Genomic DNA, 16,331 nt, shown 5'->3' with positions numbered 1-16,331 from the left:
GTAAATAAAGGATGGTGGTCAGGGTATTGAGTGGATTAAAAGTTTGATAGATTGTTGTAGTTGTAGGATTATTTTCTTTTGATTGCTAGGCAGGAAGTGTAACAGCTCCAAAAAAAACCAATGATTACGGTTATTAATTTGTAAATTTGCAACCTAAAATTAAAATCGATGAGTAATATCAGAATTACAAAACAATTTAGTTTCGAAACTGGACATGCTTTGTATGGTTACGACGGAAAATGTAAAAATGTTCACGGGCACAGTTATAAGTTGTCGGTAACGGTTATTGGTTCGCCAATTACGGATCGATCGAATGTGAAGTACGGAATGGTAATTGATTTTTCTGATCTAAAGAAGATTGTAAAAGAAGAAATCGTCGATCAGTTTGATCATGCTACCGTTTTTAACGAAACGACTCCTCATATTGAGTTGGCTAATGAATTAAAAAATCGTGGACACCATGTTATTTTGGTAGATTATCAGCCAACTAGTGAAAATATGGTGGTGGATTTTGCTGCGAGAATTATTGGGCGTTTACCCTCTGGAATTTCGTTGTTCTCACTGAAACTTCAGGAGACGGAATCTTCGTTTGCTGAATGGTATGCCAGCGATAATCAGTAATTTTCAATAAAAAAAGTATACGCTAGATCTTTGGTTTTTCTGAAGGAGAAAGCACTACCTAATTGTAATTCTTAAAAAGGATCCACAACACCTAATTTAAATGTCAACAAATAAAAAAGTATATTTTGCATCTGATCAGCATTTTGGAGCACCCACTGCTGAATTGAGCTTACCACGCGAAAAGAAATTTGTAGCTTGGTTAGATGTAGTAAAGCATGATGCGGAGGCTATTTTTTTACTTGGAGATTTATTTGATTTTTGGTTCGAATATAAAAAGGTGGTTCCTAAAGGTTTTGTACGTGTTCTGGGGAAATTAGCAGAATTGCGCGATAGTGGTATTCCGATCTATTTTTTTGTTGGTAACCACGATTTGTGGATGAGCGATTATTTTGAGACCGAATTAAATATTCCTGTTTATCATGATACTAAAGAGTTTACTTTTAATAATAAAACTTTTTTAATTGGTCATGGAGATGGAAAAGGGCCTGGAGATAAGGGATACAAACGCATGAAAAAGGTGTTTACCAATCCGTTTTCGAAATGGTTGTTTCGTTGGCTACATCCCGATATTGGTGTGGGTCTGGCGCAATATTTGTCGGTTAAAAATAAACTGATTTCTGGAGACGAAGATGTCAAATTTTTAGGTGAAGAAAACGAATGGTTGGTCTTGTATGCTAAACGTAAACTAGAAACCAAACATTACAATTATTTTGTTTTTGGTCACCGCCATTTACCGATGATTCTTCCAGTAGGAGAAGAGTCTAAGTATGTAAATCTAGGGGACTGGATTGGGTACTTTACTTATGGTGTTTTTGATGGCGAGAATTTCGAGCTTCTGAAATTCGAACAATAGTTGTTTTTTCTGGTTGTGGTCGCTATGGTATTGTTTGTTATAAAGACAAGATTGATCACAATGAGAGAGGTGATTATTATGCTAAGCGTATTACTGCTTAGTTTAAACCTGGTCCATATACATACTCGTCCAACTCTATTCTGAACAGAGAACCCTCTACCAAATCTTTGATTGATTTTAATTCTTTTATGGAAACGGCCAAGTCTATTTGAGAGCAAGGCGTCTTAAGTAAAAACTTATGGCAGGAATTTTTTAATTCGCAAGCTTCACAACAAGCATTTTCAACCATACTATCTTCGATTAAATCGCAAAAATAATTCAATTCTGAAATCGTAAAATAAAAGCCGGTTTCTTTAAAAACCAATTGTATTTTATCTGTAATGGTTTCGTTTTCTTTTCTCCAATAAAAAGAAATGCCAAAATCATTGTGGTATAGTTGTTCTATTTCTCTCATCATAAATGATTTTATTTCCACAAATATAAATATTATTTATATTTATTCTAAATAAAAATACTTAAAGTTTTGAGATAGTTTATTCTGCATTTTGGTGTTCTTCCATGTCTTTGCGTAGATCTAAGTTTCTAAAGGTGGGAGATTGTATTCCAAAGCCTAGGACCGTTAAAAGCGTCATGCTTCCACCAAAAACTACCGAAGTTACAGTTCCCATTAGTTTTGCGGTTAAACCGCTCTCAAAAGCGCCTAATTCGTTTGATGAGCCAACAAACATGGAGTTTACTGCCGCCACACGACCTCGCATATGGTCAGGGGTTTTAAGTTGTAAAATCGTTTGGCGAATGACAACCGAAATACCATCTGCAACACCACTTAAAAACAAAGCGGCTACGGATACCCAGAAAAGAGTAGAAATACCGAATACTATAATACACAAGCCGAAAACGAAGATGGCTACTAGAAGTTTCATTCCTGCTTTTTTATACAAGGGAACATAAGCCGAAATAAGCATAGTGATAAATGCACCAACGGCAGGGGCAGCTCTTAAAATACCAAAACCTTCTGGACCAACTTTTAAAATGTCTTGTGCGAATATCGGCAGCAAGGCTACTGCTCCTCCAAAAAGTACAGCCACCATATCAAGTGAAAGTACACCTAAGATGGTTTTGTTGTTGAAAACAAATTTGATTCCCTCTTTTAAGCTCTCCATTACAGGTTCGCCAATTTTTGGATTTAATATGGGTTTTTTACTGATTTGTGACAAGGCCAATAGCGCGAAAAGGGAAAAAGCAAAAACAGTACACATCGACCAGTGGACACCGATGAAATTAATGGAAAATCCCGCAACAGCTGGGCCTAGAACAGAACCAATTTGCCATACTGAACTACTCCAGGTTGCAGCATTAGGGTATACTTTTTTAGGGACGATCAAGGACAAAAGGGAAAAGATAGTGGGGCCAAGAAAAGCACGAACTAATCCGCCTAGGAAAACTAAAAAGTAAATGGAGTATAAAATGACATTTGAGGATAGTCCACTAACGATCTTTGGCCAAGTCAATAAAAATAGTCCAAAGCTAATAACTGAGAAACCAAGAATGCATTTAACTAATAAACCTTTTTTCTCATTTTGGTCGACAATATGACCGGCAAATAAAGCCATTGAAAGGGCTGGAATTACTTCCATTAAACCTATAATTCCAAGTGAAAGAGGATTTTTAGTTAAGCTATATACTTCCCATTCTATTACGATAAATTGCATTGACCAAGCAAAGACCATGGCAAAACGCAATAATAAAAAGACATTAAATTCTCTATAGCGTAAGGCTTGATATGGATCTTGTTTTTTAGTTTTTGGTTTCATTTGGTTTAATGTCTTTTAGCATGAGTTGCGTTGAAATAGTATCGTTCCACTGGTTTTCTGATAGGGAGTAGGCTAGTTCAAAAGACTGTTGATTTTTTACAACAGCAATTTTTTTACCTAGACCAAAACCTATAGCTGCAATTCCATCTGAGTTGTTTTGTTTGACAAATAGTCTTAAGTGTTCTTCTTCTGAACCCAAAGTCTTGGCGTAGCCGGTGTCTTTTACAGCATTAGTCATAAAAATGGGTGTCGTATTCTGCGGGCCAAAAGGTTCAAATTGTTTTAGAATTCGGACTAGTTTTGGTGTTATATCAGTGAAATTTATTTGGGCATCGATTTCAATTTCTGGCGTTCGCATCTCTGGGAGTATGGTTGCCGAAACTTGTTTTTCGAAAGCTTCTTTAAAAATGGCGTAGTTTTCAGGGTGTAAGGTCATTCCAGCGGCATACATATGACCTCCAAATTGTTCTAGATGTTCAGAGCAGGCGTCTAAAGCATTGTAGACATCAAATCCTTTTACAGATCTAGCGGAGGCAGCATATTTGTCCCCGCTTTTGGTAAAAACTAAGGTAGGACGGTAAAAGGTTTCGATTAGTCTAGAGGCTACAATACCAATAACGCCTTTGTGCCAGTCTTCCTGAAATACAACGGTAGAAAATCGATCTTCCTCCTTGTTTTCTGCGATTTGCTGAAAAGCTTCTTTGGTGATTTTTTTGTCTAAATCTTTTCGGTCCGAATTGTACTGTTCTATTTCCGAAGCAAATTGCTGTGCTTGCTCAAAGTTGAATTCGGTTAAGAGTTCAACGGCATGGTTACCATGTTTGATTCTACCTGCAGCATTAATTCGGGGGGAGATGATAAAAACGACATCGGTAATGTCTAGGGTTTTTTTCTTTATTTGATGAACCAGAGCCTTAATGCCAGGTCTTGGATTCGCATTGATGACTTGTAAGCCGTAATAGGCTAAAATTCGGTTTTCTCCTGTGATGGGAACGATGTCTGCGGCAATGGCAGTAGCCACCAGATCGAGATAGGGTAGAAAATCTTCAATGGTTTCATTTCTATTCTTTCCTAAAGCTTGGATCAATTTAAAACCAACACCACAACCGCACAATTCATCATATGGATAGTGGCAGTCTTCTCTTTTGGGATCTAATATGGCTACAGCGTCTGGTAGCGAGTCTCCGGGTCTGTGGTGGTCGCAAATGATGAAATCAATGTTTCTTTCTTTGGCGTAAGCGACGTGATCAATCGATTTTATTCCGCAATCTAGCGCTATAATTAGGGAAAATCCGTTGTCGTCGGCAAAGTCAATTCCTTTAAATGAAACACCATAACCTTCAGCATAACGATCTGGGATGTAAGTCGCCACATTGGGATAATGCGATTTTAAGTAGGCTGACATTAAGGAAACAGCAGTAGTTCCATCAACATCATAATCACCAAAAACCAAAATATTTTCTTGATTTTTAATAGCCAATTCTATGCGGTGAACGGCTTTATCCATGTCCTTCATCAAGAACGGATCGTGTAGCTGTTCTAATGAGGGACGGAAGAAATGTTTGGCATCTTCAAAAGTTTCAATTCCACGTTGGATTAAAAGAGTGGCTACAAAATCTTCTACATTTAAGGCTTGTGCTAAATGTTTGATTTTATCTTCAGAAGGTTTTGGTTTTAAGGTCCAACGCATTTGATAGTGGATGTTTTAATGCCAAAGATTGAATGGTTTTAAAGGATCTAAGAAGCGCTTTAATGGATGGAATCTATGGTAAAATAATTTAGATGCAGTTTATTTTAAGGCTAATGCACTTCCATCAAACTGAATTCCGTTCCAGTTATGGGTTATGAAATTGCGTATGTTTTGGTGATTGGTTCCTGTTGGATCTCCTAAAACCTCTTCAAAATAAAAAGCTCCAAAGCAAGCTAAAGTTTCTTCTTGGGTTAAGTGCTGTAATTGTGCAAAAGCAAATAGTTTGCAAGAACCTGAATTTTCGCCAGCAGCATTGTGTTGATTCCCGTTTTGAAATGCAGTAGGAGTAAAGGTGTAATTATCTTCAATTACCGCAATAGTTTCAGGGAAAGTTATGGATGTTGGGTTTTGTTTTAGTTTTTCTAAAAAGGCTTGAATGCTCATGTTTTGTATATTATGCGTTTTTGCAGTGGTAAAAATTTTGAAAGAGTTAAGTATCTATGCCCATCTTTGGTTGCTGCAGTAAAATAAATTATAGTTTGTTATTCTTCAGTATCTTCAGCATCTTCTTCTTCTTCTTCTTCTTCTTCTTTTTCGTCATCCTTAGAAAATTTACTTTTCTTAGGTTCTTTTGTTATGGTTTTTCCAGCAACAACCACAACGATTTCACCACGTGGAGCGGTTTTTTCAAAGTGGGTTAATACTTCTTGTGCCGTGCCTCTGACGTTTTCTTCGTGTAGTTTTGATAATTCACGTGATACGCAAACTTGTCTGTCCGAACCAAAATAGGTGATAAATTCGGCTAATGTTTTAACCAGTTTGTGAGGTGAAACATATAGTATCATTGTTCTGGTTTCTTCGGCTAAGGCCAAGAAACGAGTTTGTCGTCCTTTTTTATCAGGTAAGAAGCCTTCGAAAATGAACTTATCGTTAGGTAGACCGCTGTTGACTAAGGCGGGAACGAAAGCGGTCGCACCTGGGAGACATTCGACTGCAATTTTATTTTCGACACAAGCACGTGTTAAGAGAAAACCAGGGTCTGAAATAGCAGGAGTTCCTGCATCGGAAATTAAGGCAATTGTTTCTCCCGCTTTTAAACGAGCAATTAGGTTTTCAGTCGTTTTGTGTTCGTTGTGCATATGATGGCTGTGCATGTGCGTGCCGATTTCAAAATGCTTTAAGAGTTTTCCACTGGTTCTGGTATCCTCGGCCAAGATTAAATCGACCTCTTTCAGAATCCTAATGGCACGAAAAGTCATGTCTTCAAGATTGCCAATAGGCGTTGGAACGATGTATAATTTAGACATAATTTTCAGTATACTGTTTTAATTTAAAATGTTCTTGGGAGTCCAATCGGTGATGGAGCACCTAAGAGTATCGTTTTGTATGGTACCAATCGATACAATTGGCAAAATCGGGTTTTAAGAGAATTTTTTCTCTACTATTCCAAGGAAACGTTCTGCATAATCGTCTTTTCCTTCCCAATTGTTATAATCTGGTTTTACCATGTTTTCAATAAACTCTAGAGCTTCACTATAGTTGTCAAAGGTCACTAGTTGATTTAAAACGCGGCTATAATCTTCAGAGCTATTTCCGAAAAGGTTTTTGGTAAAAGCAATACGATCGTTGAGGTCAATATGGAAACCTTTGGCTAATTTTTCATTTAAAGTCGCTGTTTTTGCTTCTACAACGGGTTCTACAACGGCTGTTTCAACAGCAGCTTTCTGCTCCTGAAAATCACTGATTGGTGGAGCAGGCGCAACGGCTTCAAAGCTGTCCACTTTTACAAATTGTGCATCAGCATAGTGAGCACCCATAATATCTTCGAATGAGATTTGAACAGGAGTTGGCCTTTTTGAAGTTTCAATTTTTGGTTCTTCTTTTGGTTCCTCTGCTATTTTTAGATGTGGCTCTTCTACTTCCTCCGTTTCTTCATCCTCTAATTCAAAAGCGGGTATAAATCCAGGAATTGGATTTAAGTCATTTGTTGTGGTAAAAGAAAGTATTTCTACTGGGGTCTCTTTTTCAGTTTCTAGAACTGCTTCCACTGATTCTTCGATTAGGATTTCTTCCGGTATTTCAGCAATTGGCTCAGCAATAGTTTCTTCTGGAGTCTCAGCAACAATTTCCTCGATAGCCTGTTCCAAGATCGCTGGTTCTCGAGATATTTCCACAAGAATTTCTTCTTGGGTGAGTGGTGTTTCCTCTTCAGTGGTTGGCACAGGAGTTATAGTTTGTTTGTTGTCAAAAATAGATTCCACTTCCGCATGGATTTCGCTCAGACCAATTGTTGGTTTTAAAGTGTCGTAATTTTCATCAACAAACTTTAAAACGGCTAGTTTTTCGTATAATTTCTGCGTTTCAAGATACAATTGATTGATATCGGATTTGTTTTTAAGTTTTAAAATTCGATGTGCAATGCTGATTAAATCGGCTTCCAATTTTTTTTTCATAACTGTTGAAATTATTGTGAATAGGGTATTTTAGTATATTTAGTTTTTGAATGTCTTTGTTCTCGGGGGAAATCCGAAAGATCCTTTTTTATTTTTGTTAATAAACGTTTGCGAATCTTCGATTTGATAAAAATTTTCTACTTTTGAAAAAGTGTAAAAACAGCAATTTTTCACATCGATTTATTACCAGTACAAAGTAATAAAAACTATTCATTTTTAAAGGCAGAAAAATACAAAATGTTTCTCGAAAATACAGTAAATCACAAAGAACAATTTGGTTGGATTGAAGTTATTTGTGGATCAATGTTTTCGGGTAAAACCGAGGAGTTAATCCGCAGATTAAAACGTGCCCAATTCGCCAAACAGAAAGTCGAAATCTTTAAACCCGCTATTGATACCCGTTATCACGACGAAATGGTGGTGTCTCACGATGCCAATCAAATTCGTTCGACGCCAGTTCCTATGGCTGCTAACATCGCTATACTTGCACAAGGTTGTGATGTGATCGGTATTGATGAAGCGCAGTTTTTTGATGACGAGATTGTTACGGTTTGTAACGATTTAGCCAATCAAGGAATTCGTGTAATAGTGGCAGGATTGGATATGGATTTTAAAGGGAATCCTTTTGGACCTATGCCGGCGCTTATGGCCACGGCTGAATATGTAACTAAAGTGCATGCTGTCTGTACAAGAACGGGAAATCTAGCCAATTATAGTTTCCGTAAAACAGACAATGATAAATTGGTAATGCTTGGGGAAACTGAAGAGTATGAGCCGCTAAGTCGTGCTGCTTATTTTAATGCGATGAAAAAAAGTCAAGAGAAATAAGCTCCCTAATCTTTACAACAAAACAAACTACAAGATGCAAAAAGCAAATAGGAAAAAGAGATTAACAGTTTTAGTAATAAGTGGTATTGTTGCATTAGGGTTGTGTCTGTTTTTTTATTTCAATTCAAAAGATCCTAACGCCAATATCGAGATAACGGAATTAGTTGGGAAGTACAATAAGAACTGTCCTTTAGTCATTCAAGAAGGGATTCGCTTAGATAGCGTGAGTTTACCTGAGGAAATGGTGGTACAGTACAATTTGACTTTAGTAAATGTTGACAAAGCGACTGTAGAAATGGAGTTAGTCAAAAAGAATATTGAAGAGAGTTTAATTAGTACCGTTAAAGCAAACCCAGGACTTAAGGTTTTTCGTGATAATAAGTTTACTTTGGTTTACCATTATAGTGATAAGGAAAAGAGGTATTTGTTTGCTATTAGGATTGCTCCAGCTCAGTATAATTAAGTGACTTTTCTATACAAAATAAAACCCGACAACTTTTAAATTTAAAAGTTGTCGGGTTTTCTATTTTAATGATAATTGTAGTCTTAAGGAAATCGGCGATGCTAGAAAATTTTAAATTTGGATACACTTGTTAGTCGTACGGATAAAATATTTATATTTGTACGTATTAAAATAAGAAGTCATGGATGTGAAATTAACGTTGAAATTGGATAAAAATGTAATTGAGAAGGCGAAAATTTATGCAGCAGAGCATCATCATAGTTTGTCTCTTTTGGTAGAGAATTACCTGAAAGCAATTACTCAGAAGGAACGAATTATAAACAATGATGAAATAAGTTCATTTGTTAAAAGCTTGTCAATAGGAAAAGGGGAGGTTCCAGTAGATTTTGATTACAAAAAAGAGAGACAAGAGTATTTGACTCATAAATATAAGTAGATATGAATTTGTTTTTGGATACAAATGTCTTAATTGACCTGATTGCTCAGAGAGAGCCTTATTATAGAGATATTGCTATAATTGCTTCATTGGCTGAAGAAAAGAAAGTTCGATTAGCAGCGTCATCACTATCTTTTGTAAATACTGTTTATGTCGTTTCAAAGTTTGTTGAAGAAAAGGTTGTTTTAGAAGCTCTGAAAAAGTTTCGAATTATATGTGATGTTGCCACTATTGATGAAATTGTAGTTGATAAGAGTTTAATTTCCAAGTTTAAGGATTTTGAAGATGCAATACAATACTTTAGTGCTTTGCATCACAAATGTGAATTTATCATAACACGTAATAAAAAAGATTTTAAAAATGCAGAGATAGCAGTTTTGACACCCTCTGAGTTTTTGGATATCTATATAAAATAAAACCCGACAACTTTTAAATTTAAAAGTTGTCGGGTTTTCTATTTGAAAGTAGTTCGTAATCGATCTAAATCTTTTTTCTCATTCTAGCCACAGGAATGTCTAATTGTTCACGGTACTTAGCAATAGTACGTCGGGCAATTGGATAGCCTTTTTCTTTTAAGATTTCGGCCAATTGATCGTCTGGTAAAGGTTTTCTTTTATCTTCTTCTTCAATGGTGTTTTGAAGAATTTTTTTGATTTCTAAAGTCGAAACATCTTCCCCTTGGTCGTTTTTCATGGCTTCAGAGAAAAACTCTTTAATAAGTTTTGTTCCGTATGGTGTTTCCACATATTTACTATTAGCAACACGTGAAATGGTGGAAATGTCTAAACCAACCATATCGGCGATATCTTTAAGAATCATCGGTTTTAACTTGGTCTCGTCCCCGTCTAAGAAGTATTCCTCCTGGTAATGCATAATGGCATTCATGGTGACAAAAAGGGTTTCCTGGCGTTGACGAATAGCGTCAATAAACCATTTAGCGGAGTCCAACTTTTGCTTGATGAACTGCACCGCATCTTTTTGAGCTGATGATTTATCACGAGAATCTTTGTAGGTCTGCATCATTTCTTGATAATCTTTAGAAACGTGCAAGGAGGGAGCATTTCTTCCGTTTAAGGTCAATTCTAGCTCTCCATCGACTATTCTGATCGCGAAATCAGGAACTACATTTTCGGTTACTTTATTGTTACCTGTGTAAGACCCACCCGGTTTAGGATTTAGTCTTTCAATTTCGTGTATGGCTTTTTTAAGTTGTTCGTTGGAAACAGCGTATTTCTGAAGTAGTTTGTCGTAATGCTTTTTGGTAAAAGCATCAAACTGGTTTTCGATGATGTCAATAGCTAGATCAACATATTCGGTTGGTGTTTTATGCTTTAGTTGCAACAATAAACACTCTTGTAGATCACGTGCTCCCACTCCAGATGGTTCTAGTTCGTGAATAATGTGTAGCATTTTCTCGACCATTTTCTCATCGGTGTAGATCGCTTGGGTAAAAGCCATATCATCTACTATGTCTGGAACGCTTCTGCGGATATACCCCATATCATCGATACTTCCCACAAGGAATTCAGCGATTTCGCGCTCTTCATCATTTAAAATGAAAGTATTCAACTGATTGATTAAATCCTGATGAAAGCTGATTGGTGAAGCAAAAGGGGTTTCGCGCTCTTCATCTTCACTATAGTTGTTGACCTGCGTCTTGTAATCTGGCGTATCGTCGTCGCTTAGATATTCGTCTATATTAATGTCGTCTGCTTCGATTCTATCCGATTCTGCATCGTCATAATCATCGTATTCTTCATTAGCGAATTCATCCGCTTCGTATTCGTCTTCTTTTCCAGCTTCTAAAGCTGGATTTTCGTTCATTTCTTCTAATAAACGTTGCTCAAAAGCTTGCGTAGGCAATTGAATTAACTTCATCAGCTGAATTTGCTGAGGAGATAATTTTTGGGATAATTTTAAATTTAAAAATTGCTTTAGCATTTATTTTTATTAAAAGTTTAAAGTTTCAAGCCTCAATTGTGTTGAGTGTTCAACAGTATGAGACTTGAAACCTAAAACAAATTTTATAACTGTTTCTTAGAATTCTGCATTTCCAGGAGTTCTCGGGAAAGGGATTACGTCTCTAATGTTTGTCATTCCTGTTACAAACAATACTAAACGCTCAAATCCTAATCCGAAACCTGCGTGAGTTGCAGAGCCAAATCGTCTGGTATCTAAATACCATGATAATTCTTCTTCGTCGATTTCTAAGGCTTTCATTTTTTCAACCAAAACATCGTAACGCTCTTCTCTTTCAGAACCTCCAACGATTTCTCCAATTCCAGGGAAAAGGATGTCCATGGCACGAACTGTTTCTCTTCCAGGCTCTGTGTTGTCATTCAAACGCATGTAAAATGCTTTAATGTTTGCTGGGTAATCGTATAAGATTACTGGGCATTTAAAGTGTTTTTCAACCAAATAACGTTCGTGTTCTGATTGTAAATCAGCTCCCCATTCTTCAATGATATAGTTGAATTTTTTCTTTTTATTAGGAGTAGAGTCTCTTAAAATATCAATTGCTTCGGTATAAGAAACACGTTTGAAGTTGTTCTCTAAAACGAAATTCAATTTGTCTAACAAAGCCATTTCGCTTCTTTCGGCTTGAGGTTTTGATTTTTCTTCGTCTATAAGTCTTCCTTCTAAGAATTTTAAATCATCTCCACAGTGGTCTAAAGCGTATTTAATTACATACTGAATAAAATCTTCAGCCAAATCCATATTGTCATCCAAATCATTGAAAGCAACTTCTGGTTCAATCATCCAAAATTCAGCCAAGTGACGTGATGTATTTGAATTTTCCGCTCTAAAAGTAGGGCCAAAAGTATAGATCTGACCTAATGCCATGGCATAGGTTTCTCCTTCTAATTGTCCTGAAACGGTTAAGTTGGTTTCTTTTTCAAAGAAATCTTCTTTGTAATTTACTTTTCCGTCTTCTGTTCTTGGCGTATTGTCAAAAGGTAAAGCAGTGACTTTGAACATTTCTCCAGCACCTTCGGCATCAGATCCAGTAATGATAGGTGTATTTACATACACAAATCCTTTCTGTTGAAAATAGTTATGAACTGCAAATGACAATACCGAACGTACACGCATGATGGCACCAAACATATTGGTACGTACACGTAAATGTGCATTTTCACGTAAGAAATCTAAGCTAGGTTTGTTTTTTGGCTGTATTGGGAATTTTTCAGCATCTGAATCACCTAAGATTTCAAGTTTTGCAACCTGAATTTCATATTTCTGACCTGCACCTTTACTTTCGATCAAAGTTCCTGTTACAGAAATTGCAGCTCCAGTAGTGATTCTTTTTAAAGTTTCGTCTGGTGTATTTTCAAAATCAACAACACATTGTATATTATTAATGGTAGAACCGTCATTAAGCGCGATGAACTGATTATTTCTAAAAGTTCTCACCCATCCTTTTGCATTAACCTCCTGAAGCGTCGTAGTACTGTTTAATAAGTCTTTAACTTTTGTGTGTTTCATTTTATATATAATATTGATAGTAAATTAATTGTTGTGTATGTATTGCAAATATAAACGATAATAATTAAAATTGGAAGCCATTGGGGCTATCGGTCGGATTGTAGTCCAAAATGAACTAGGCTTCCAAGTCCTCTTTCTTGGCTTTTTTCTTTTCAAAGGTCAGTACTAAAGCGGGTAAAACCAATAAATTGGCAAACATTGCAAAGGCCAATGTACAAGAAATTAATCCTCCAAGTGCAATGGTTCCACTAAAGCTTGAAAGTGTGAAAGTAGCAAATCCTAAAATTAAAACTACCGAAGTGTAAAAAGTACTGATTCCAGTCTCTCTAAGGGCGCTGAAAACAGATTTTTTAACCTTTCCGTTATTCTGTAAGAGATCGTGTCGGTACTTGGCCATAAACTGAATGGCATTGTCTACTGATATACCAAAGGCAATACTAAAGACTAGAATCGTAGAGGGTTTTAGTGGAATGCCGAAATAACCCATTAATCCAGAGGTGATACAAAGCGGTAAAATATTGGTGATTACCGAAGCGAAAACCATCTTGAAAGAACGGAATAAATACAGCATTAAGCCCGCGATAATTAGAATAGCGAAGATTAAAGATTCAATTAAGTTGTCTACCAAGTAGGAGGTTCCTTTTTGGAAAACCAAAGCTTTTCCGGTCAAGGTTACCTCATAACGATCTTTTGGGAAAATTTCGTCAATCTTAGTGTGTAATTTCTTTTCTACTTTAGCCATTTCATCGGTACCGATGTCTTTCATAAAAGTAGTGATTCGAGCATATTGTCCCGTCGAGTCCACATAGCTCTTCATTAAATTGTCTTTGCTATTTTTAGTGGCATTTTTAGCATAGGTTAAAATAAAGGTTTGCTCTTGTGAGGTCGGCAATTGGTAATATTCTGGGTTTCCATTATAAAAAGCCTGTTTGGAATATTTAACCAAATTCACCACAGAAACGGGTTTCGACAATTCAGGCAAGGAAGCGATGGTGTTTTGCAACTCCTCCATTTTGCGCATAGTCGATGCCTTCATGACTCCTTTTTTGTGTTTGGTGTCAATCATGATCTCTAAAGGCATTACCCCATTGAACTCTTTTTCGTAAAATAAAATGTCTTTAAAGAAAGAAGCGCTCTTAGGCATTTCTCCAATTAGACTTCCAGAAACTTTCATTTGTGAAACCCCGATTATACTAAACAATAGCAATAAACCGTAGATGGTGTAGATTACTTTTCTTTTGTTTTTTACCACATTTTCCACAAAGTCTAATAATGTTGAGATGTAGGTTTTGGTCAAATGGTATAAATGTTTTTCTCCTGGAACCGACATGAAACTGTATACAATCGGTACAATTAATAGGGTTAACAGGTATACAGAGATAACGTTGATTGAAGTTACTAAACCAAATTCAAAAAGTAAGTCGTTTCCAGTGATCATAAAGGTAGCAAAACCCATGGCCGTGGTTAAGTTGGTCATTAAAGTAGAGACTCCAATTTTTGAAATAATACGCTGTAAAGCTTTCGCTTGGTTGTTGTGCAGCTTAATTTCCTGCTGGTATTTGTTAATCAAGAAAATACAGTTGGTGATCCCAATAACAATAATCAGTGGCGGAATAATAGCCGTTAAAATCGTAATTTTATAATGAAACAGTCCCAGTGTCCCGAAAGACCAAATAACACCGACAAGTAAAATACAGATCGATAAAAACGTGGCTCTAAAAGAACGGAAAAAGAAAAAGAAAATCAAGGAAACCGTAAGCAAGGCCGCTCCAATAAAGAGTCCGATTTCACCTTTCATATTGTCCGCGTTGATGGTTCTAATGTAAGGCATTCCAGAAACGCGTAAGTCTATGCCCGTTGTTCTTTCGAATTTGTCAATTTTTGGAACTAGATTCTCCAGAATAAATGTTTTTCTTTCTGCTGTATTGACTAGTTTTTTATTCATGTAAACTGCAGAGCGAATACTACCGCTTTCTTTATTGAACAACAATCCTTCGTAAAAAGGTAAATTGTGAAACAGGTCGTATTGTATCTTTTTTAAATAGGCAGGGTCCGTTGCTTTGCTTTGGTCGACAAAGGGATTAAGAACAAATTTTTCGTTAACGGTGTCTTTTTCTAGCTTTTTTAGATCGTTTAAGGAAACCACTAAGTCTACTTCTTTCGCTTGCTTTAAGCCTGTCATCAGTTCATTCCAAGCTGCATAGTTTTTAGGCGTGAAAAAGGTAGGGTCTTTAAAGCCAATCACAATAAGATTTCCTTCTTCTCCAAACTTATCTAAGAATTTTTGATAGTCTTTATTGGCAATATGATTTTTAGGAAGTAAGTTGGCTTCGGTATAGGTCATAGCTAAATTCTTCCATTGGTAGCCAAGGAAAATGGTTAAGGCCGATACAATCACCAAGATTGTAATTCTGTTTTTAAGTATGATTCGGGCTAATTTCTCCCAAAATCCAACCTGTATTGCGTTTTTCATAAAATCTTTAAAATGGTTGCAAATGTAGTGAAAAGTGCTCTAAATCATAAACAATCGCTACGGTTTTTACGGTTTGTTAACATTAATTAACATGCGGTTTTTTAGGAAAATTGGAGGGTTTTGTATAATGCTACGTCAGCTTTTCTCATATTTGTAGTCTATTTAAAAAGGAAAAGAAAATGAATTGGATTTTATTAATTATTGCGGGGCTTTTTGAAGTTGGATTTGCTTCTTGTTTAGGGAAAGCCAAGGAAACGACCGGGATGGTTTCTACTTATTGGATGGGGGATTTTTTGTATGTCTTTCTGTTAGTATGTTGTTGCTTTATAAAGCCACACAAGTATTGCCAATAGGTACTGCATACGCTGTTTGGACTGGAATTGGTGCTGTTGGGACAGTACTAGTAGGGATATTGATTTTTAAAGAACCAGCGACGTTCTGGAGAATATTCTTTCTTTCCACTTTGATTGCTTCAATTATTGGGCTGAAGTTTGTTTCTAGTCACTAAAAAAGAATAGCTTTGAAGTATGGTAGAACAACTAACTTTGATTTTGAATGCCACTAGGAGATTTGGGTCCTATGATTCCTCTTTGGATTATGGTGGTATTTATCGTTATCAACTCACAGATCAGATCCAATTGAGTCTTCTTGAAGATGATTTTAGTTCTCGTTTAATTATTGATTTTGAAGAAGTTTTTAAAGAGAGTATAAGGAGTTGTACGTTTAATCTTAAAAAGATTGATGATGAGTTTCTAATGGAATTTTTGAAAGTCAATTCGAGAGGAGATTTAATTGTTGAGAAAAATGTTGAGGCTGATCTATTAAATGAAATACTAGATTGTTTGAATAAGGAATTTAGTAAAGCGGAGATTTTATCCACGATCAAGCTAAAAATGATGACGCACTTTACAAGGTCATTAACAGAACTCGATCGATTTCTTGAAAGTAGTAGTAAAACGCTGTTGTTTTTTAAAGGTCCGAGTGCTACTATGGAGGATTTGTACCGACATCCGATTGAGCTAAAGTGGATTAATAGTAGCTTTATTCAAAGTTATGGTTACAATAATTCTTTTAGGCTAATCGAATTTTTGTTAGCGACGCCATTGTTTCAGCAGTACAAAAGAAATTTTCAGAAAAAAGATAAAAGCTATGAATTGGATTTGTTCACAGCTGAAGGTGAGTTTTATTGCGGATGTAAAAAGAGCGTGTTGTGA

The 16,331-nt window shown here is 36.2% G+C and carries 16 protein-coding genes and 1 pseudogene; 8 read left to right on the top strand and 9 right to left on the bottom strand.

What is annotated here, in order from left to right; translation table 11 throughout:
• Positions 1-168 precede the first annotated feature (168 nt).
• Both AC51AA_RS11950 and AC51AA_RS11945 read left to right on the top strand, forming a co-directional pair.
• Complete coding sequence (locus AC51AA_RS11950; protein ID WP_500702462.1) at positions 169-621, top strand: 6-pyruvoyl trahydropterin synthase family protein; 453 nt, start codon at positions 169-171, stop codon at positions 619-621.
• A gap of 100 nt (positions 622-721) precedes the next feature.
• Complete coding sequence (locus AC51AA_RS11945; RefSeq protein WP_500702461.1) at positions 722-1,474, top strand: UDP-2,3-diacylglucosamine diphosphatase; 753 nt, start codon at positions 722-724, stop codon at positions 1,472-1,474.
• Positions 1,475-1,571: 97 nt separating this feature from the next.
• On the opposite strand, the gene AC51AA_RS11940 is transcribed toward AC51AA_RS11945, so the two are convergent.
• The 6 genes from AC51AA_RS11940 to AC51AA_RS11915 form a co-directional block, all read right to left on the bottom strand.
• Positions 1,572-1,928 carry a hypothetical protein gene (locus tag AC51AA_RS11940; protein WP_500705634.1) on the bottom strand — a complete coding sequence of 119 codons (357 nt, stop codon included), beginning with the start codon at positions 1,926-1,928 and terminating at the stop codon, positions 1,572-1,574.
• A gap of 79 nt (positions 1,929-2,007) precedes the next feature.
• Entirely contained in the window at positions 2,008-3,288 is a 1,281-nt protein-coding gene (locus AC51AA_RS11935; RefSeq protein ID WP_500702460.1) for an MFS transporter, read from the bottom strand.
• A complete protein-coding gene (recJ, locus tag AC51AA_RS11930) occupies positions 3,272-4,978 on the bottom strand; it encodes a single-stranded-DNA-specific exonuclease RecJ (RefSeq protein WP_500702459.1) in 1,707 nt (568 codons plus the stop codon). Before recJ ends, AC51AA_RS11935 begins: the two co-directional genes overlap by 17 nt.
• Before the next feature lie 99 nt (positions 4,979-5,077).
• Positions 5,078-5,422, bottom strand: coding sequence for a HopJ type III effector protein (locus AC51AA_RS11925; RefSeq protein WP_500702458.1), 345 nt, complete (start codon positions 5,420-5,422; stop codon positions 5,078-5,080).
• Positions 5,423-5,520: 98 nt separating this feature from the next.
• Positions 5,521-6,285: a 16S rRNA (cytidine(1402)-2'-O)-methyltransferase gene (gene rsmI / locus AC51AA_RS11920; protein ID WP_500702457.1), complete on the bottom strand. Its 765-nt coding sequence runs from the start codon at positions 6,283-6,285 to the stop codon at positions 5,521-5,523.
• A gap of 114 nt (positions 6,286-6,399) precedes the next feature.
• Positions 6,400-7,431, bottom strand: a complete 1,032-nt coding sequence (locus AC51AA_RS11915; protein ID WP_500702456.1) for a DUF8457 domain-containing protein — start codon at positions 7,429-7,431, stop codon at positions 6,400-6,402.
• A gap of 237 nt (positions 7,432-7,668) precedes the next feature.
• Between AC51AA_RS11915 and AC51AA_RS11910 the strand changes: the two genes are divergently transcribed.
• From AC51AA_RS11910 to AC51AA_RS11895, 4 genes are all read left to right on the top strand, one after another.
• Positions 7,669-8,259 carry a thymidine kinase gene (locus tag AC51AA_RS11910; protein ID WP_500702455.1) on the top strand — a complete coding sequence of 197 codons (591 nt, stop codon included), beginning with the start codon at positions 7,669-7,671 and terminating at the stop codon, positions 8,257-8,259.
• A 34-nt stretch (positions 8,260-8,293) separates the two neighbouring features.
• Positions 8,294-8,722 (top strand): DUF8479 domain-containing protein, encoded by a 429-nt coding sequence (locus tag AC51AA_RS11905; protein ID WP_500702454.1) that lies wholly within the window; start codon positions 8,294-8,296, stop codon positions 8,720-8,722.
• Between the two features lie 181 nt (positions 8,723-8,903).
• Complete coding sequence (locus tag AC51AA_RS11900) at positions 8,904-9,158, top strand: DUF6364 family protein (RefSeq protein ID WP_500702453.1); 255 nt, start codon at positions 8,904-8,906, stop codon at positions 9,156-9,158.
• A 2-nt stretch (positions 9,159-9,160) separates the two neighbouring features.
• Positions 9,161-9,574: a type II toxin-antitoxin system VapC family toxin gene (locus AC51AA_RS11895; protein ID WP_500702452.1), complete on the top strand. Its 414-nt coding sequence runs from the start codon at positions 9,161-9,163 to the stop codon at positions 9,572-9,574.
• Between the two features lie 64 nt (positions 9,575-9,638).
• Here the strand turns inward: AC51AA_RS11895 and rpoN are convergent, their stop codons facing one another.
• From rpoN to AC51AA_RS11880, 3 genes are all read right to left on the bottom strand, one after another.
• Positions 9,639-11,099: an RNA polymerase factor sigma-54 gene (rpoN, locus tag AC51AA_RS11890; RefSeq protein WP_500702451.1), complete on the bottom strand. Its 1,461-nt coding sequence runs from the start codon at positions 11,097-11,099 to the stop codon at positions 9,639-9,641.
• Positions 11,100-11,195: 96 nt separating this feature from the next.
• Positions 11,196-12,644 carry an asparagine--tRNA ligase gene (asnS, locus tag AC51AA_RS11885; protein ID WP_500702450.1) on the bottom strand — a complete coding sequence of 483 codons (1,449 nt, stop codon included), beginning with the start codon at positions 12,642-12,644 and terminating at the stop codon, positions 11,196-11,198.
• 115 nt (positions 12,645-12,759) lie between these two features.
• Complete coding sequence (locus AC51AA_RS11880) at positions 12,760-15,117, bottom strand: efflux RND transporter permease subunit (RefSeq protein WP_500702449.1); 2,358 nt, start codon at positions 15,115-15,117, stop codon at positions 12,760-12,762.
• A gap of 179 nt (positions 15,118-15,296) precedes the next feature.
• Between AC51AA_RS11880 and AC51AA_RS11875 the strand changes: the two are divergent.
• Both AC51AA_RS11875 and AC51AA_RS11870 read left to right on the top strand, forming a co-directional pair.
• A pseudogene (locus AC51AA_RS11875) lies at positions 15,297-15,625 on the top strand (DMT family transporter).
• 19 nt (positions 15,626-15,644) lie between these two features.
• On the top strand, positions 15,645-16,331 hold the full coding sequence (locus tag AC51AA_RS11870) for a hypothetical protein (RefSeq protein ID WP_500702448.1): 687 nt from the start codon (positions 15,645-15,647) through the stop codon (positions 16,329-16,331).

Source organism: Flavobacterium sp. OHVDL-2026-0007, from assembly GCF_059882335.1.
The sequence above is the reverse complement of the archived record's forward strand: the minus strand, read 5'-3'. Positions and strand labels throughout refer to the sequence as shown.